The organism is Aggregatibacter sp. HK296, from assembly GCF_980469475.1.
Genome location: NZ_OZ413142.1, coordinates 723836 through 743458 on the forward strand (window position 1 = coordinate 723836; position 19623 = coordinate 743458).

The following is a 19623-nucleotide window of genomic DNA, read 5'->3' on the forward strand; positions in this document are numbered from 1 at the left end:
GTTTATTACTCCTGCATTAACACTTCTGCGATGTGCATCACTTTGATTTTGCTGCCTTCACGTTGTAGGCGACCACCGATATTGAGTAAACAGCTCACGTCTGCACCAATTAAGTATTCCGGTTCGACTTCCTCAACGTGTTCCACTTTTTCTTTTACCATTTCACCGGAAATTTCTGCCATTTTGACCGAGAACGTGCCACCAAATCCGCAACAAGTTTGTTGATTGTGAATAGGTAACAGTTCCAAACCTTTAACGTGTTTTAGCAACGTAATCGGTTCATCCACGATGCCAAGTTTACGGAATAGACTGCAGGAGGGGTGATAAACTGCACGACCTGGTAGATGGGCACCGATGTCGGTAACACCCAGTTTATTGACAATAAAATCTGTTAAGTCATAGAAACGAGCGGCGACTTTTTTCGCGCGTTCCGCCCATTCCGGTTCATTGGCACGAGTGAAATAATCCGGGTAATTTTTTACGGCATAAACGCAAGAACCGGCAGGGGCTACGATAGGGTAGTCATTGGCTTCAAAGGTTTCGATCAAGTTTTTCATGCCGGGCAGGGCTTGTTTGGTATAACCGCTGTTTAATGCAGGTTGTCCACAGCAACCTTGTTTTTCTAAAAAGGTCACCTGACAGCCCAACTTTTCCAGTAATAGAACGGTGTTTTTCGCCACACCGCTCTTTACTACGTCGGCAATGCAGGTCACGTAGAAATTCACATTCATAGTAATACTCCAATGTTAAAAAAGAGAAATAAGGTAAAAATTAAATGACGACCGCAAAAGTGCGGTCGTTTTTTTAGTTAATTTTATGTGTTGCTGCTATAACGTGTAGAACAACGGGATTAATAGCGTGGCACAAAGCGCAGCAATAATACCGTAAATCACCATTGGAATGATCGTTGTTTTGATGATGGTGCCTTCTTGATTTTGAATGTTTAATACGGAGGACACGGCAACGATATTATTAATACATACCATGTTACCCATCGCACCGCCGGCAGATTGTAGTGCCAAGATTAATGCGACAGATAAACCGGTGGTCTCTGCGGTGGATAATTGTACGCTACCGAAGGTTAAGTTCGACACGGTGTTAGAACCGGAGAAGAACGCACCTACCGCACCAAGGTAAGAGGAGAAAATCGTCCAGTTATTACCGCTCACTTCTGCAAAGGTACGGCCAATGATTTTCACCATAGAATGTTCGCCACCCACTAACATTAAGTTCACCATCACTAAAGCACCCATTAGGGCGATAAATGGATTTTTGGACTGTCTTAAGCTCGACGTAAAGATGTCTTTGACTTTTGCTCCGGAAACCCCGAATACCGGAATGGCAATTAATACGGTGATAACAAATGGAATTAATGCCGGCACGTAAAGCAATTTATAGCTTGAGGAAACATCAGAACCGAAGATATTTTTTAGGCTAAAGATAAGGCCTTTACTCACTTCAAATGTACCTAGTGAACCTAATACGGTAGTAAACCAAACGGTGGTGTCGTTCATCATCGCTTTAAACGGCAGTTGATGAATACGCGTCACGATTAAGAACGCAATTAATAAACCGGTAGGGAAGAGTGCCTTGATCACTTGACCGGTGGTTACTGCATTGCTATCCAACGTGTTTTCGACTTTCGCCAAACCGATATTACGATTCGCTGCCCATACGGAGATAAACAAACCGATTGCACCGCCCACTAAAGAAGGGAATTCATAGTTAACTTGTGCAATGAGGAGATAAGGCACAACGCAAGCAAATACGCTGATATAAATAAAGACCAAGTTTTTACGAATATCGTTCCAGCTGACTAATACACGAAGTGCCAGTAATGGGATGATAAGCGCGGCTACGGCGTGGATAAGTGCGGTCATGGAGCCGATTTCTAAAATCATGTCTTCAGACAATTTAAGCGGACCGAAACCGAACCAAGTTGGAGTGCCCACCGCACCGAAAGAAACCGGAACGGAGTTCATGATTAAGGCAAGCATCGCTACTTTTAACGGATTAAAACCTAACCCCATCAGAATTGGTGCGGCAATAGCGGCGGGTGTACCAAAACCACTGGCGCCTTCAATCATAAAAGCAAACGCCCAACCGATAATCATCAATTGTGCAACCGGGTTTGGGTTAATGTTACCTAACCATTTACGCATGATGTCGGTTGCACCGGACACTTCACTAAAACGGTTGAATAAAATCGCGCCGAAAATAACGGTAATTGGGGTTTGTACCGCCACAATTGCCGAGGTTACATTCGCGCTGATGGTAATAATGTCTGTATTGAAGTGCAATAAATGCACACCCATAACAAGTGTTGCAATCCAAGGTAATGCAACGTAAGACGGTAAAGCATTACGCTTCACCATTAAATAGATCAATAAAGCAATAGGTAAGACGCTTAGGAAAAAAGACATGTTTACTCCTGTTAATAATAATTAGCGATTAAAACATCGCAGGAATTCTAGGAAATACGCTTAGAAAAAATATACCTATTTGGAGAAAGTGTGATCTAGTTATCAAAAAGTGCGCATATTTTTTTAAAAAATGTGATCTATGTAACTTAATTGTTTCAGCTTTAATTAAATTAGTACTTTTGTACAAACAAGTGCGGTCTAAAAAAAGTGTGTTTTTACTGTGTTTTACTGGTTAATTTCTGTTATTCTTTTGGCGTTTTTCGTTAACGTTATTTTTAACATAAGGGTAACAATCTATGACCAGTACTTCATTAATTAGTCAACTTCGTCAAATTGTCGGAGACAAATATTTGATTACCGACCCAAGCAAATCGGAAGCCTATCGCAGTGGTTATCGTTTTGGTAACGGAAACGCTTTGGCCGTAGTCCGTCCGGGAAATTTAACGGAATTTTGGGCGATTCTTAAAGCTTGTGTGGCGGCAGATGTTATTGTTATTGCTCAAGCCGCCAATACCGGTTTAACCGGCGGTTCTACGCCCGATGGCAATGATTACGATCGTGATATTGTGATTATCAACGCGATGCGTATTTCTGGCATTCAATTAATTAATGATGCACAGCAAGTGGTTTGTTTGCCGGGCTCTACGCTAAATGAATTAGAGATTGCTTTAAAACCGCACGGACGTGAACCGCACTCTGTCATCGGTTCTTCCTGTATTGGCGCCTCGGTGATTGGCGGTATTTGTAATAACTCCGGTGGGGCGTTGGTGCAACGTGGCCCGGCTTACACGGAAATGGCGCTTTACGCCCAATTAACAGAGCAGGGAGAATTGCAACTCGTTAATCACCTAGGCATTGATTTGGGTGAAACGCCGGAAGAAATTTTAGCGAATTTGGAGAATCAACGTTATCAACGTAAAGACATTCAATTAGATTGTGGCAAAGGTCATGATCACGCTTACTGCAATCATGTGCGCCAAGTGGATGAAGACAGCCCAGCACGTTTTAATGCCGATCCGGCACGTCACTATGAGGCTTCCGGTTGTGCGGGTAAATTAGCGATTTTTGCCGTCCGTTTGGATACCTTTGTGGCGGAGAACAAGACCGCGGTATTTTATATTGGCACCAACCAAACTGAAGCATTAAATGATCTTCGTCGTCATATGTTGGCGAATTTTAAACAGCTACCGATTTCCGGCGAGTATATTCATCGTGATGCGTTTGATGTAGCTGCCAAATACGGTAAAGACACTTTCTGGGTTATCAAGAAATTTGGCACACATTGGTTGCCGAAGTTATTTGCCATGAAAGCCAAAGTGGATCGTTTGGCTAAAAAAATCAGTTTTATGCCAAGTCATTTCAGCGACAAAATCATGCAGGCGATTTCAACGGTCTTGCCGGAACATTTGCCGAAAAAATTATGGCAATATCGTGATCAATACGAACATCACTTGATTGTTAAAATGGGCGGTGATGGCGTACAGGAAGCGCGGGATTATTTAACCTCTTACTTTAAAGAGAGCAGCAAAGGCGCTTTCTTTGAATGTGATGCCGTAGAAACTCAAGCGGCGATGTTACACCGCTTTGCCGTTGCCTCAGCAGCGATTCGTTATCGTGCGATTCATGAAAAAGAGGTGGAAGACATTGTGGCACTGGATATTGCATTACGTCGTAATGATCGTGAGTGGTTTGAAATGCTGCCGCCTGAGATCGACCAAAAAATCAGTCATAAATTGTATTACGGGCATTTTATGTGTCATGTTTTCCATCAGGATTACATTGTGAAAAAAGGCCATGATTGCATGGAATTGGAGCATCAAATGTTGGAATTGCTTGATAAACGCGGCGCACAATACCCGGCAGAACATAATGTGGGCCATTTATATGAAGCGAAACCGGCGTTGCGTAAATTCTATAAAGCGCTCGATCCAACCAACAGTTTTAACCCGGGCATCGGGCATACATCAAAGAAGAAACACTGGCAATAGCAACATCATTTTGTGAGGGATTCATGTTGTTGTGCCCTCACAAAATACATTAAAAACAGACCGCACTTTAGGCGTTAAAGTGCGGTCTTTTTTTACGGTGTTTTTCTCAGGTGAAAACTTGACTTAATTCGCCGGTCTTGCGTCTTCCACCGGTGCCGAATTACCCTCGTTTAGCACGTCCCAAACGCTTTCTTGTTTTGGTGCATTATTGCTTTCAACGGCATTGGCGGAAGGTGTTGTTGGCGTAAATTCGGTTTGTTGGCAGAAAGATTGATTTCTGTCTACCCAAACAGGAATGGTACGAGCACTACTGCAATCCCAACCACCATAGGCATTGATACCGACCCATTTAATGTCTTCCGGTTTATGAAGTTTTAAAGGTTGGGTGGTGGCTCGTTTTAAATACTCTTTATAGACCTGTAACGCACCGCTGGCACCGGTGAGTTTCGTTTCGCCGTTATCGTCTCGACCAAGCCAAATAGTCGTGACGTTTTCACCGTCAATTCCGACAAACCAAGTGTCACGAGCATCGTTAGTGGTACCGGTTTTGCCGGCTAAGTGTAAATGAGCGTAATCCGGTTGTAGGCTGTGAGCTGTGCCGCGATCGACCACTTGTTGCATGGCAAAGAGCGTTTGGAAGGCGGCTTCACGTGGAACCACTTGCTTCGGCTCAAATTCACGGGAATAAACCACATTGCCTTGTCTATCCACCACACTGTTGATGGTATTGAGCGGAATGCTCGCACCTTCATTAGCGATGGTTTGGTAAAGTTTGGTCACGTCATAAGGCGAAATGGCGTAGGAACCCAGCAACATTGAAGGCACTTTCGGAATCGTGACTTTATCCCAACCCATGGCTTGTTGGACGGAAATCACTTTGGTTAACCCTAGCTTCATGCCGATATTGACCGTTGGAATATTCAATGAGCGAACTAATGCATCCATCAGCATGACCGAGCCGCTGTATTTGCGGTCGTAATTGCGCGGCTGCCAAGGCGGACTGCCTTTTACATTGATCGTTATCGGTTGGTTGTTAATTGGTGTGTTCAACCGAAATTGATCCGGATACATAAGTGCGGTCAAATAAACAGACGGTTTTACTAACGAGCCGATTTGGCGTTTAGCCGATAAGGCACGGTTGAACCCGGCAAATTGCGTTTGCAGCCCGCCCACAATGGCGCGCACTTCACCGGTTTGATAATCGGCAACCACCATGGCGGATTCCAAAAATGGATTCTTATGTTTGAGCTGTAAATCGGATACGGCACTGATTACCGCTTGTTCTGCGCGATCTTGTTGTTTCACGTCCAATGTAGAGAAAATTCGCGCCCCCAGGAGATTTTCTGTTTTGCCTTCGCCAAGTTGGTGGCGTAATTCGGTTTGTAAGGTTTGAATAAACGCCGGGTATTTACGGCTAATTTTCCCTTTTTCTTGCACACCGAGCGGGCGTTGGCTCAATAATTGATACAGTTCCTCACCGATAATTTTATGTTCTAACATCAAATGCAACACCACATTGCGGCGTTCAAGGGCATTAGTAGGATTACGCCATGGGTTATAGAGGGAAGGGCCTTTGACCATGCCCACTAATAACGCAATTTGATCTAGGCTTATTTCTCGCACGGAACGTCCGAAATAAAACTGACTGGCCAATTCAAAACCATGAATTTGGTTATCGCCGTTCTGCCCGAGGTAAATTTCGTTTAAGTAGGTTTCCAAAATACGGTTTTTGTCGTAACGCCAATCAAGAATTAATGCCATTAGGGCTTCATTAATTTTACGGGTGAAGGTGCGTTCGTTACTTAAAAATAAGTTTTTAACCAGTTGTTGGGTCAGCGTGCTGCCACCTTGCACTGTATGACCAGCTTGAATATTGGTGATGACGGCACGCAAAATACCCAGAGGGCTGATGCCATCGTGTTGGAAAAAACGACGATCTTCTGTCAGTAATAAGGCATCAATGAGTAAGCGTGGGTATTGTTGCAAAGAAATCGCAAGGCGTTCTTCTTTGTCCGATTGCAAAATGGCAATTAACTTCGGCGCCAAGCGAAATTCATCAATCGCTTTGACGTTAATCAGATCTTCAATGACTGCCAGTTTGTCATTTTCAAAACGCAGACGAAAAACCCGTTGTGCCTCCGGTGTGTCGGGGAAAGGGAACGCACGGCGCAATAAGACAATGGTGTTGTCTTCGATTTTAAAATCGCCCGGTGCTGCGATCATCGTGGTTTGGCGATATTCGTTATCGAGTAGGAGCTGTTTAATTTGTTCAAGGCTGAGTTGGTCGCTGACCCGAACGCTTTCAATACGGCTATACACTTCCGCCGGCAAACGCCAAATTTGTCCGTCCATTTTGCTACGAATTTGCCAATCCAAATAAGCGGAATAGCAAAACAACATACAAAAGGTGGTAAATGCAATTTTTAATAATTGCTTCGTCCAAGAGGTTTTTGATGATGGTTTGGAAGACGTATTTTGAACGGGTGTTGTTGCCATGTGCGTTACCGTTTGGGCTGAATGTTGGGATTAGGCGCGGATAAAATCCAAGTAAGAATGTAAAAAACGGGCAAAATCTTCAATGCCACAAAAGGCGATACTTTCATCATCGTAATAATAAAAACCGTCTTCCAATGCGTCTTGATTCTCAATGGCGAGATTATTTGCCTTTGCCATCACCTCATCCGCATTAATGTATAAGCTGTATTCGGCACCGGTTAACACCACATCCGCCGCATGAGGCGCGGGCAAGTTTTGTAAATGAAAAAGTGCGGTGGAAATCAGTTGTGGATTTGACCGCACTTCAATGTTAAACCAGTTGGCAAAGGCTTCGTGCTCCATTGAGCACTTCGCGACAGTGTTGCCTTGATGGGAGGTAAACTGAAAATCCATATTAGATGCTGAAAGAGGATCCGCAACCGCAAGTGGATGAGGCATTCGGGTTATTCACGACAAAACGTGAGCCTTCCAAGCCTTCGGTATAGTCAATGGTGCCGCCGATTAAATATTGTAGGCTCATCGGATCGATAACTAATTGTACGCCGGCATTTTCTACGGTTAAGTCGCCTTCATTGACTTTTTCGTCAAAGGTAAAGCCGTATTGAAAGCCGCTACAACCGCCGCCGGTAATATAGACGCGCAATTTAAGCGCCGGGTTTTCTTCCTCGGTAATTAAAGACTTCACTTTTTGTGCTGCAGCATCAGTAAAGTTTAACGGAACGGATATCTCTGTCATATTGTGTAATTCCCCACGATTTATTTGAGCGCGTATTATCCAATAACCGACTAGTCCATTCAAGAATTTATCAAGGATTTTTCTCTGTCACAGTGCTATAATTCCGCTCATTAATTTTTAAATAGGGAGATAAACATGAGTATTCCATTAAGAACGGAAGAGGAAATTATTAAATTACGCGAAGCTTGCAAACTGGCATCCGACGTGTTGGTGATGATTGAACCGTATATTAAAGAAGGCGTGAGTACCGGTGAATTGGATCGCATTTGTCACGATTATATGGTGAACGTGCAAAAAGTTATTCCAGCTTGCTTGAATTATCATGGTTTCCCGAAAGCGACTTGCATTTCCATTAACGAAGTGGTTTGTCATGGCATCCCAAGTTTTGATAAGCATCTGAAAAATGGCGATATTGTGAATATTGATGTCACGGTGATAAAAGACGGTTATTTTGGTGATAATTCCAAAATGTATATCGTTGGCGAAACCAATTTACGCAGTAAAAAGCTGGTGGAAGCGGCGCAAGAAGCCCTTTATGTCGGTCTGCGTACGGTTAAACCGGGTATCCGTTTAAATGAGATCGGTAAAGCAGTACAAAAATATACGGAATCTCAAACTTTTAGTGTGGTGCGCGAATATTGCGGCCATGGCATTGGGACGGAATTCCACTGCGAACCACAGGTTTTGCATTATTACGCAGACGATGGCGGCGTGGTGTTAAAACCGGGCATGGTATTTACCATTGAGCCGATGATTAACGCCGGTAAAAAAGAAGTGCGTTTAATGGGCGATGGTTGGACGGTAAAAACCAAAGACCGTAGCCATTCCGCCCAATTCGAGCACCAAATCGTGGTAACGGAAAACGGCTGTGAAGTGATGACCATCCGTGATGAAGAGATTGCCGAAGGGCGCATCCAACGAGTTATGGTGAATGTTTAATTAACCGAAATCCGCTGCGTTTCCCGTGGCGGATTTTTTCTATTTCCTGCTTTTGCAAGACGACCTATGCTTTTTCCTTACGATACCCAAGCCGAGCTTACGCCAAGTGCGGTTAAAATTCAGAGAGAAAATTTAAAACAGTTTGAACTGGCGAATTTTGACAAAATAGCCATCGATCAACTGATTGCCAATCGTACCGCGTTTTACGATCAATTCCTTTTGCACTTGTGGCGTCATTTTCAATTTGCCGACAATCCCACATTAAGCCTGATTGCTGTGGGCGGTTATGGGCGGCAGGAAATGTTCCCTCTTTCCGATTTGGATATTTTGATTTTAACGGAGCAAGTCCCAACCGAGGCGTTACAAGAAACACTCGGTCAATTCGTGCAATTTTTATGGGATTGCGGTTTTAACGTCGGGCAGAGCATCCGTACCCTTGCCGAATGCGAAACGGAAGGCATGGCGGATATCACGGTGGCGACAAATTTGTTGGAGGCGCGTTATTTAATCGGCAATCAAACGTTATTCAAACAGTTGGTCGCATTGGTGCAACAACCGACTTTTTGGTCAAAAACCGATTTCTGTCAGGCAAAGATTCAAGAAAAAAATGAGCGTTATCAACGTTATAACAATACGTCTTACAATCTTGAACCGGACATTAAATACAGTCCGGGTGGTTTACGGGATTTGCATTTGTTGTATTGGATTGCCCTTCGTCACAACGGAGCGAAAAATTTGCAGGAAATTTTGCAAGCGGGATTTATTCATCCAGCGGAGTATGCTTTGTTGCTGAAAAGCCAACAATTTCTGTTTAAAGTGCGGTATGCATTGCATTTAATCTTGAAGCGTTATGACAACCGCCTCTTATTTGATCGTCAATTAAAAGTCAGCGAATTATTGGGATTCCAAGGCGAGGGCAATCAAGGCGTGGAAGCCATGATGAAACAATTTTTTCAGGCGCTACATTCCATTTCGTTGCTGAGCGAATTACTGGTCAAGCATTATCAGGAGCATTTTTTAACCCCACATGAAGTGGTAAACGAGCAAGTGCTTGATGTGAATTTCAGCTTGATAAATCAATCCATTTGTTTGCGTCATCGCCAATGCTTTGAACAACAGCCGGAAAGCATCCTCGATCTTTTCTATTATTTAACGCAATATCCGCAAGCGGAGATCCATTCCTCCGTATTACGTGAGCTGTATTTGGCGCTAGAGCAACGGCAAGGGTATTTATGCGATTTACCGACGGCACGAGAAAAATTTATTCGATTGTTTAATCAGCCCAATGCCATCCAACGCGCATTTTTCCCCATGCACCAATATGGTGTGCTGACCGCCTATTTACCGCAATGGGGCAATATTGTCGGCTTAATGCAGTTTGATTTGTTCCATTGTTACACCGTGGATGAACATATTCTGCGCGTGATGTTAAAGCTGGAAAGTTTTTTAGCGGAAACGTCGGCGCAAAATCACCCGATTTGCCATCAAATAATGCATCAAATTTCTGACCGCACTTTATTGTATATCGCTGCTTTATTTCATGACATTGCCAAAGGGCGTGGTGGTGCGCACGAATTGCTGGGGGCGGAAGATATACGCGAGTTTGCCGCACTGCATGGCTTCGACCAACGGGAAACAGAAACCATGGCATGGCTGGTAGAACAGCATTTGTTGATGTCGGTGACCGCACAACGACGGGACATTCATGACCCAGAAATTGTGTTGAGTTTTGCCGAACGGGTACGTAATCAGGTGCGCTTAGATTATTTAACATGCCTCACTATTGCCGACATTGTGGCGACCAATGAAACCTTATGGAACAGCTGGAAGCGTTCTTTATTGGCGACTTTGTACGATTACACCACGCAACAATTTGCCCAAGGGCTGGCAACCTTGTTGGATAATCAGGCAAAGGCTGAAGAGCATCGCCACTTAGCGTTGTTAGAAATACGTGAAAAAAATACCGCACTTTCTGAGTCGCAAATTGAAAAGCTATGGCAACGTTGCCCGTTGGATTATTTTTTACGTAATTCGCCGCAGCAAATCAGCTGGCATACGCAACTGCTTGCCGAGTTTCGCGGTGATGTGTTGGTAAAAGTGAGCAATCGGTTTTCCGCCGGTGGTACGGAAATTTTTATTTATACCAACGACCGCCCGAACCTGTTTAATAAAGTGGTGAGTACCATCGGAGCGAAAAAACTCAGCATTCACGATGCGCAAATTATTACTACGCAAGACGGCTATGTGTTGGACAGTTTTATTGTGACGGAACTGGATGGCGCCGAGTTGGCTTTCGATCGTCGTCGTATGTTGGAAGACGCGTTGACGAAAAGCCTAACGTCAGAAACGGTGAATAAACAACGCCTGCGCGAAAAACACCATTTGGCTCACTTTCATGTGAAAACCGACGTGCGTTTTTTGAATCTTGATAAAACCGATCAAACTGAAATGGAATTGTTTGCGCTGGATCAGGCAGGTTTGTTGGCGGATGTGAGCGCGGTCTTCTGTGACTTGGAGTTGAACTTACTTAATGCCAAAATCACCACCATTGGTGAAAAGGCTGAAGACTTCTTTATTTTAACGAACAAATTCGGACGTGCCTTGGATGAGTCGGAGAGAGCTACGTTATTGACGCGTTTGTTGCAAATTTTAAATTAGTGTTTAAACATAAAAGTGCGGTCAGATTTAAAAACGTTTTTAAAACTGGCCGCACTTTGTGTTTTATGAATTATGCCAATTCAGCAAAAGCAATATCTGCTGCCGCTAGCGTGCGCTCGATGTCTTCATCAGAATGCGCAAGAGACATAAAGCCTGCCTCAAATGCAGACGGCGCCAGATAAACGCCTAAATCCAACATTTTGTGGAAAAAGCGTTTAAATTTTTCGGTATCGCACGTCATCACGTCTTGATAACAAGTCACTTCTTTTTTATCAGTAAAGAAAATACCGAACATGCCGCCGACATAATTGACGGTAAACGGCACTTGATGCTTATCGGCAAGCTGTTGCAAGCCTTTTGCTAATTTTTCTGTTTGTTGCACCAGTTTTTGCTCATTACCGGTTTTTTTCAACTCCGTTAAGCAAGCGATACCGGCCGCCATAGCAATCGGGTTGCCGGATAGGGTACCCGCTTGGTAAACCGGGCCGGTTGGAGCAATGTGTTGCATGATTTCTTTTTTACCGCCAAAGGCGCCTACCGGTATACCGCCGCCGATTACTTTGCCTAAACAGGTTAAATCCGGTGTGACATTGTAGTAACGTTGTGCACCGCCAAGCGCCACACGGAAACCGGTCATTACTTCATCAATGATGAATACGGCTCCGTATTGATCGCAAAGTTTACGTAACCCTTGCAGAAAATCATTTTTTGGTGGAATACAGTTCATGTTGCCCGCGACCGGTTCAACAATCACGCAAGCGATGTCGTCAGGATATTGCTCGAAGGCTTGTTTGACAGAGTCGATGTCGTTATAGGTACAGGTGAGCGTGTGTTTGGCAAAATCTGCTGGCACACCCGGTGAGTTAGGCTGCCCCAATGTTAATGCACCAGAACCGGCTTTGACTAACAGGGAATCCGCATGACCATGATAGCAACCTTCGAATTTGATGATTTTATCTCGATTTGTATAGCCACGGGCTAAGCGAATGGCTGACATTGTGGCTTCAGTGCCGGAGCTCACCATTCTGACCATTTCAATTGAAGGGATAAGTTCACACACTAATTCGGCAAGTTCGATTTCCAACGGGGTCGGTGCGCCGAAACTCAAGCCGTTTTGTGCTGTTTTTATCACGGCATTTAAAATAGTGGGGTGATTGTGTCCTAAAATCATTGGGCCCCAAGACCCTACGTAGTCGATATATTGTTTACCGTCTGTGTCATAAATATAAGCGCCTTGCGCTTTTTCAATAAAGACCGGTGTGCCGCCGACACCGTTAAAAGCACGAACCGGTGAATTAACGCCGCCCGGAATAACATGCTGAGCGCGGGAGAAAAGTGCGGTTGAATTTGCCATCGTTTTTATCCTTATATACAAAAAAGTGCTTTATTGTACTGAAAAAAAGGAAGGTGAGTAAAAATATTTATGTAGCCTTTTGCCTTTGTGATATCCTTTGCGCATTTTATTTTCATGGTAAAACCTATGTTATTGACGTTATTTGTTACATTTCTTGGGGCACTTTTAACTTTACTTGTGATGCGTCCCGTTGCTATTAAAATCGGTTTGGTGGATAAGCCTAACTATCGTAAACGCCATCAAGGCGCAATTCCGTTAATTGGCGGCATTTCATTGTTTATGGGGAATCTTTGTTTTTATCTCATGCAGTGGGATCAAACGCGTTTACCTTATCTTTATTTATTCAGTATTTTAGTCTTGCTATTAATGGGCATTATTGATGACCGTTATGATATTAGCCCTTTCTTGCGCGCAGGTGTTCAGGCATTTTTAGCCATTCTCATGATCGATATGGGGAATGTTTACCTCGATCATTTAGGGCAAATTTTAGGGCCATTCCAGCTTACGTTAGGATCTATCGGCTTAATTATTACTGTGTTGGCGACCATCGGCATTATTAATGCTTTTAATATGATTGATGGTATTGACGGTTTGCTTGGTGGGTTGTCTTGCGTTTCTTTCGCTGCGATCGGTATTTTGATGTATCGCGATGGGCAAATGGATTTGGCTTATTGGAGTTTTGGCTTAATTATTGCAACAATTCCTTACTTAATGATGAATCTAGGGATTCCGTTAGGGCCTAAATTTAAAGTCTTTATGGGCGATGCCGGTAGCACGTTGATCGGTTTTACGATTATTTGGATTCTGTTGCTAAGTACGCAAGGCAAAGGTCATCCGATGAATCCGGTGACCGCACTTTGGGTGATTGCTATTCCTTTGGTGGATATGGTGGCGATTATTTATCGTCGTTTAAGAAAAGGGAAGAGCCCATTCCGTCCGGACCGCTTGCATGTCCATCATTTGATGGTGCGCGCAGGGTTAACTTCCCGTCAGGCGTTTTTGTTAATTACCTTTGTTGCGGCATTGTGCGCCTGCTTTGGGATTTTAGGGGAAATTTACTATATTAATGAATGGATCATGTTTATTGCATTCATTATTCTCTTCTTCCTCTATTCTTATTCTATTACGAAAGCATGGAAGATTACCCGCTGGATACGTCGAATGAAACGTCGCGCAGCTAAACGGGCTAAAACTAAATAGAAGTTAAATTTTTCACTAAAAAGTTAGAGTTAAATAAAAAATAACCAGAAATTTTATAAATTATATTCATTTTGGCTAAAAAAATAGCTGATGATAAATTTTTATAAAAAAAAACTAGACAAGCACTTTTTAAACTTTTAATATACGCCCCGCAACGACGCTTCTAGCGCTCGTAGCTCAGTTGGATAGAGCGTTGGCCTCCGGAGCCAAAGGTCGCAGGTTCAAATCCTGTCGAGCGCGCCAAAGGTCATGCGAGTTCAACTAATTAAAATATGGTGGCTATAGCTCAGTTGGTAGAGCCCCGGATTGTGATTCCGGTTGTCGTGGGTTCAAGTCCCATTAGCCACCCCATCGGCGAGTAGCGCAGTTTGGTAGCGCAACTGGTTTGGGACCAGTGGGTCGTAGGTTCAAATCCTATCTCGCCGACCAATTTTAATTCTGAGGCTTCTCAGAATTTTTTGTTCTTTAACAATCAATCAGACAAACTGTGTGGGCACTTGAAGATTCGTTTTTATCATTAAAGATTTTAAAATTGAACTGAATAGTGCTACGAAAAACGTTTATTTATTTATAGATAGATTACTTGGCTAGCAGTATTGAGCGATTAAACTTTTTGAACTGAAGAGTTTGATCATGGCTCAGATTGAACGCTGGCGGCAGGCTTAACACATGCAAGTCGAACGGTAACAGGAGAAAGCTTGCTTTCTTGCTGACGAGTGGCGGACGGGTGAGTAATGCTTGGGAATCTGGCTTATGGAGGGGGATAACGACGGGAAACTGTCGCTAATACCGCGTAGAGTCGAGAGACGAAAGTGCGGGACCGCAAGGCCGCATGCCATAGGATGAGCCCAAGTGGGATTAGGTAGTTGGTGGGGTAATAGCCTACCAAGCCGACGATCTCTAGCTGGTCTGAGAGGATGACCAGCCACACCGGGACTGAGACACGGCCCGGACTCCTACGGGAGGCAGCAGTGGGGAATATTGCGCAATGGGGGCAACCCTGACGCAGCCATGCCGCGTGAATGAAGAAGGCCTTCGGGTTGTAAAGTTCTTTCGGTATTGAGGAAGGTTGTTGTGTTAATAGCACGACAAATTGACGTTAAATACAGAAGAAGCACCGGCTAACTCCGTGCCAGCAGCCGCGGTAATACGGAGGGTGCGAGCGTTAATCGGAATAACTGGGCGTAAAGGGCACGCAGGCGGACTTTTAAGTGAGGTGTGAAATCCCCGGGCTTAACCTGGGAATTGCATTTCAGACTGGGAGTCTAGAGTACTTTAGGGAGGGGTAGAATTCCACGTGTAGCGGTGAAATGCGTAGAGATGTGGAGGAATACCGAAGGCGAAGGCAGCCCCTTGGGAATGTACTGACGCTCATGTGCGAAAGCGTGGGGAGCAAACAGGATTAGATACCCTGGTAGTCCACGCTGTAAACGCTGTCGATTTGGGGATTGGGCTTTAAGCTTGGTGCCCGAAGCTAACGTGATAAATCGACCGCCTGGGGAGTACGGCCGCAAGGTTAAAACTCAAATGAATTGACGGGGGCCCGCACAAGCGGTGGAGCATGTGGTTTAATTCGATGCAACGCGAAGAACCTTACCTACTCTTGACATCCATGGAATCTTGTAGAGATATGAGAGTGCCTTCGGGAACCATGAGACAGGTGCTGCATGGCTGTCGTCAGCTCGTGTTGTGAAATGTTGGGTTAAGTCCCGCAACGAGCGCAACCCTTATCCTTTGTTGCCAGCGATTTGGTCGGGAACTCAAAGGAGACTGCCGGTGATAAACCGGAGGAAGGTGGGGATGACGTCAAGTCATCATGGCCCTTACGAGTAGGGCTACACACGTGCTACAATGGCGTATACAGAGGGCGACGAAGCCGCGAGGTGGAGTGAATCTCACAAAGTACGTCTAAGTCCGGATTGGAGTCTGCAACTCGACTCCATGAAGTCGGAATCGCTAGTAATCGCGAATCAGAATGTCGCGGTGAATACGTTCCCGGGCCTTGTACACACCGCCCGTCACACCATGGGAGTGGGTTGTACCAGAAGTAGATAGCTTAACCTTCGGGGGGGCGTTTACCACGGTATGATTCATGACTGGGGTGAAGTCGTAACAAGGTAACCGTAGGGGAACCTGCGGTTGGATCACCTCCTTACCAAAGATAGACTCGACTTTAAGTGTTCACACAGTTTGTTTGATGGTTGTAGACAAGGAAAGAACAACAATATCGAAGACAAAATCCTATTGGGTCTGTAGCTCAGGTGGTTAGAGCGCACCCCTGATAAGGGTGAGGTCGGTGGTTCAAGTCCACTCAGACCCACCACTTAGACTGGTGAGTTTGGTAGATTAGTTTTTATTACATTAACTAATTTTAAACATATCAAGCCACTATGTGTGAGTGAAAGCCAAGGGATGTGATTGGGGATATAGCTCAGCTGGGAGAGCGCCTGCCTTGCACGCAGGAGGTCAGCGGTTCGATCCCGCTTATCTCCACCAATATCGTCATAGTTAAGTTTATTGAAGTATATTTTTTATCATTTTATTTGATGGTATTAAATATTGTGTTGTGTTAGTTAAAATGAATTTAACTATGATGATGGTAAGTAAGTTAACTTACATTGTTTTATCTGTTCTTTAAAAATCTGGAAACAAGCTGAAAACGAGACTTTCAAGAAAGTCTGAGTGAGAGTGATTGATAAAAGGCGATTGCTCTTAATTAACTGTTATTAATCGTAGCTGAAGTGTTTGAAAGTTGTTGTTTAATATTATTTAAATAATAAGGTAAGAATACTTGAGGTTGTATGGTTAAGTGACAAAGCGTACAAGGTGGATGCCTTGGCAATCAGAGGCGAAGAAGGACGTGCTAATCTGCGAAAAGCTTGGATGAGTCGATAAGAGGCGTTTAATCCAAGATGTCCGAATGGGGAAACCCAGTGGGTGAAGAACCTACTATCATTATCTGAATCCATAGGATAATGAGGCGAACCGGGAGAACTGAAACATCTAAGTACCCCGAGGAAAAGAAATCAACCGAGATTTTGTGAGTAGCGGCGAGCGAAAGCGAAGGAGCCTGTTAGTGATAGCGGAAGTATTAGAGGAATTGGCTGGGAAGCCGAATCGTAGAGGGTGATAATCCCGTACTCGAAAATACTTTTGTGGTACTGAGCTAACGACAAGTAGGGCGGGACACGTGATATCCTGTTTGAAGATGGGGGGACCATCCTCCAAGGCTAAATACTCCTGATTGACCGATAGTGAACCAGTACTGTGAAGGAAAGGCGAAAAGAACCCCGGTGAGGGGAGTGAAATAGAACCTGAAACCTTGTACGTACAAGCAGTGGGAGCCCGAAAGGGTGACTGCGTACCTTTTGTATAATGGGTCAGCGACTTATATTTTGTAGCGAGGTTAACCGAATAGGGGAGCCGAAGGGAAACCGAGTCTTAACTGGGCGGCTAGTTGCAAGGTATAGACCCGAAACCCGGTGATCTAGCCATGGGCAGGTTGAAGGTTGGGTAACACTAACTGGAGGACCGAACCGACTAATGTTGAAAAATTAGCGGATGACTTGTGGCTGGGGGTGAAAGGCCAATCAAACCGGGAGATAGCTGGTTCTCCCCGAAATCTATTTAGGTAGAGCCTTGAGCGGACACCTTTGGGGGTAGAGCACTGTTTCGGCTAGGGGTCCATCCCGGATTACCAACCCGATGCAAACTACGAATACCAAAGAGTGATACTCAGGAGACACACGGCGGGTGCTAACGTCCGTCGTGGAGAGGGAAACAACCCAGACCGCCAGCTAAGGTCCCAAAGTCTATATTAAGTGGGAAACGAAGTGGGAAGGCTTAGACAGCTAGGATGTTGGCTTAGAAGCAGCCATCATTTAAAGAAAGCGTAATAGCTCACTAGTCGAGTCGGCCTGCGCGGAAGATGTAACGGGGCTCAAATATAGCACCGAAGCTGCGGCATCAGACGTAAGTCTGTTGGGTAGGGGAGCGTTGTGTAAGCGGATGAAGATGGTTCGAGAGGGCTGTTGGACGTATCACAAGTGCGAATGCTGACATAAGTAACGATAAAACGGGTGAAAAACCCGTTCGCCGGAAGACCAAGGGTTCCTGTCCAACGTTAATCGGGGCAGGGTGAGTCGGCCCCTAAGGCGAGGCTGAAAAGCGTAGTCGATGGGAAACGGGTTAATATTCCCGTACTTGGATAAACTGCGATGTGGGGACGGAGTAGGTTAGGTTAGCGTGCTGTTGGATATGCACGTTTAAGTTGGTAGGTGGGAAGTTTAGGCAAATCCGGACTTCCTTAACACTGAGAGATGATGACGAGGCTCTACGGAGCTGAAGTAACTGATACCACACTTCCAGGAAAAGCCACTAAGCTTCAGGTTTATCTAAACCGTACTGAAAACCGACACAGGTGGTCAGGTAGAGAATACTCAGGCGCTTGAGAGAACTCGGGTGAAGGAACTAGGCAAAATAGCACCGTAACTTCGGGAGAAGGTGCGCCGGCGTAGATTGTAGTCCCTTGCGGGCGAAGGTTGAACCGGTCGAAGATACCAGCTGGCTGCAACTGTTTATTAAAAACACAGCACTCTGCAAACACGAAAGTGGACGTATAGGGTGTGATGCCTGCCCGGTGCTGGAAGGTTAATTGATGGTGTAATCGAAAGAGAAGCTCCTGATCGAAGCCCCAGTAAACGGCGGCCGTAACTATAACGGTCCTAAGGTAGCGAAATTCCTTGTCGGGTAAGTTCCGACCTGCACGAATGGCATAATGATGGCCAGGCTGTCTCCACCCGAGACTCAGTGAAATTGAAATCGCCGTGAAGATGCGGTGTACCCGCGGCTAGACGGAAAGACCCCGTGAACCTTTACTATAGCTTGACACTGAACATTGAATTTTGATGTGTAGGATAGGTGGGAGACTTTGAAGTAGTCACGCCAGTGATTATGGAGTCGTCCTTGAAATACCACCCTTTAACGTTTGATGTTCTAACGAAGATTACGAAACGTGGTCTCGGACAGTGTCTGGTGGGTAGTTTGACTGGGGCGGTCTCCTCCCAAAGAGTAACGGAGGAGCACGAAGGTTTGCTAATCACGGTCGGACATCGTGAGGTTAGTGCAATGGTATAAGCAAGCTTAACTGCGAGACAGACAAGTCGAGCAGGTACGAAAGTAGGTCATAGTGATCCGGTGGTTCTGCATGGAAGGGCCATCGCTCAACGGATAAAAGGTACTCCGGGGATAACAGGCTGATACCGCCCAAGAGTTCATATCGACGGCGGTGTTTGGCACCTCGATGTCGGCTCATCACATCCTGGGGCTGAAGTAGGTCCCAAGGGTATGGCTGTTCGCCATTTAAAGTGGTACGCGAGCTGGGTTTAGAACGTCGTGAGACAGTTCGGTCCCTATCTGCCGTGGGCGTTGGAGAATTGATTGGGGCTGCTCCTAGTACGAGAGGACCGGAGTGGACGCATCACTGGTGTTCCAGTTGTCTCGCCAGAGGCATTGCTGGGTAGCTACATGCGGAAGAGATAAGTGCTGAAAGCATCTAAGCACGAAACTTGCCAAGAGATGAGTTCTCCCACACATTAAGTGTGTAAGGGTTGTTTAAGACTAAGACGTAGATAGGTGCGGTGTGTAAGTGTAGTGATACATTGAGCTAACGCATACTAATTGCCCGAGAGGCTTAGCCATACAACGCTCAAGTGTTTTTGGGGTTACCCTGGACATGAGCGAGTTGGAAGGATAACAGTTAAGAGAATGGACGTAGAAGAGAGAGTTGAGAGAAGGCTTGTTTTTAGATTAAGAAGACGCGAATAAGAA

General features: G+C 45.0%; 10 protein-coding genes, 5 tRNA genes and 2 rRNA genes. 11 read left to right on the forward strand and 6 right to left on the reverse strand.

What is annotated here, in order from left to right:
• Positions 1–5 precede the first annotated feature (5 nt).
• Together AC30SH_RS03535 and AC30SH_RS03540 are read right to left on the reverse strand one after the other, a co-directional pair.
• A complete protein-coding gene (locus AC30SH_RS03535) occupies positions 6–731 on the reverse strand; it encodes a (Fe-S)-binding protein (RefSeq protein WP_109433373.1) in 726 nt (241 codons plus the stop codon).
• Positions 732–827: 96 nt separating this feature from the next.
• On the reverse strand, positions 828–2423 hold the full coding sequence (locus AC30SH_RS03540; protein ID WP_212509728.1) for a lactate permease LctP family transporter: 1596 nt from the start codon (positions 2421–2423) through the stop codon (positions 828–830).
• A gap of 296 nt (positions 2424–2719) precedes the next feature.
• Here AC30SH_RS03540 and dld point away from each other — a divergent pair, with 296 nt between their 5' ends.
• Positions 2720–4411, forward strand: coding sequence for a D-lactate dehydrogenase (gene dld / locus AC30SH_RS03545; protein WP_212509727.1), 1692 nt, complete (start codon positions 2720–2722; stop codon positions 4409–4411).
• Positions 4412–4534: 123 nt separating this feature from the next.
• Here dld and mrcB read toward each other — a convergent pair whose 3' ends face one another.
• Genes mrcB through erpA form a run of 3 tightly spaced genes read right to left on the reverse strand, consistent with a single transcriptional unit; the run spans position 4535 to position 7643 of the window.
• Complete coding sequence (gene mrcB, locus AC30SH_RS03550; RefSeq protein ID WP_489582126.1) at positions 4535–6907, reverse strand: penicillin-binding protein 1B; 2373 nt, start codon at positions 6905–6907, stop codon at positions 4535–4537.
• A 30-nt stretch (positions 6908–6937) separates the two neighbouring features.
• A complete protein-coding gene (locus AC30SH_RS03555; RefSeq protein WP_032997901.1) occupies positions 6938–7300 on the reverse strand; it encodes a YacL family protein in 363 nt (120 codons plus the stop codon).
• 1 nt (position 7301) lies between these two features.
• Positions 7302–7643 carry an iron-sulfur cluster insertion protein ErpA gene (erpA, locus tag AC30SH_RS03560; RefSeq protein ID WP_315028293.1) on the reverse strand — a complete coding sequence of 114 codons (342 nt, stop codon included), beginning with the start codon at positions 7641–7643 and terminating at the stop codon, positions 7302–7304.
• A gap of 135 nt (positions 7644–7778) precedes the next feature.
• On the opposite strand from erpA, the gene map reads away from it, so the two are divergent.
• Together map and glnD are read left to right on the forward strand one after the other, a co-directional pair.
• Positions 7779–8582: a type I methionyl aminopeptidase gene (map, locus tag AC30SH_RS03565; RefSeq protein ID WP_315028295.1), complete on the forward strand. Its 804-nt coding sequence runs from the start codon at positions 7779–7781 to the stop codon at positions 8580–8582.
• A 66-nt stretch (positions 8583–8648) separates the two neighbouring features.
• Complete coding sequence (gene glnD, locus AC30SH_RS03570; RefSeq protein ID WP_315028298.1) at positions 8649–11240, forward strand: bifunctional uridylyltransferase/uridylyl-removing protein GlnD; 2592 nt, start codon at positions 8649–8651, stop codon at positions 11238–11240.
• 70 nt (positions 11241–11310) lie between these two features.
• Here the strand turns inward: glnD and hemL are convergent, their stop codons facing one another.
• A complete protein-coding gene (gene hemL / locus AC30SH_RS03575) occupies positions 11311–12594 on the reverse strand; it encodes a glutamate-1-semialdehyde 2,1-aminomutase (RefSeq protein ID WP_489582127.1) in 1284 nt (427 codons plus the stop codon).
• 126 nt (positions 12595–12720) lie between these two features.
• Here hemL and wecA point away from each other — a divergent pair, with 126 nt between their 5' ends.
• From wecA to AC30SH_RS03615, 8 genes are all read left to right on the forward strand, one after another.
• Complete coding sequence (gene wecA / locus AC30SH_RS03580) at positions 12721–13794, forward strand: UDP-N-acetylglucosamine--undecaprenyl-phosphate N-acetylglucosaminephosphotransferase (RefSeq protein WP_032997900.1); 1074 nt, start codon at positions 12721–12723, stop codon at positions 13792–13794.
• Positions 13795–13960: 166 nt separating this feature from the next.
• Positions 13961–14037: transfer RNA gene (locus AC30SH_RS03585), tRNA-Arg, on the forward strand.
• Between the two features lie 32 nt (positions 14038–14069).
• Positions 14070–14145: transfer RNA gene (locus tag AC30SH_RS03590), tRNA-His, on the forward strand.
• Between the two features lies 1 nt (position 14146).
• Positions 14147–14223: transfer RNA gene (locus tag AC30SH_RS03595), tRNA-Pro, on the forward strand.
• 186 nt (positions 14224–14409) lie between these two features.
• Positions 14410–15949: ribosomal RNA gene (locus AC30SH_RS03600) — 16S ribosomal RNA — on the forward strand.
• Between the two features lie 91 nt (positions 15950–16040).
• Positions 16041–16117 (forward strand) — tRNA-Ile (locus AC30SH_RS03605).
• A gap of 97 nt (positions 16118–16214) precedes the next feature.
• Positions 16215–16290: transfer RNA gene (locus AC30SH_RS03610), tRNA-Ala, on the forward strand.
• Positions 16291–16597: 307 nt separating this feature from the next.
• Positions 16598–19494, forward strand: a 23S ribosomal RNA gene (locus tag AC30SH_RS03615).
• The 16S and 23S rRNA genes sit together here with 5 tRNA genes alongside, the layout of an rRNA operon.
• Positions 19495–19623 lie beyond the last annotated feature (129 nt).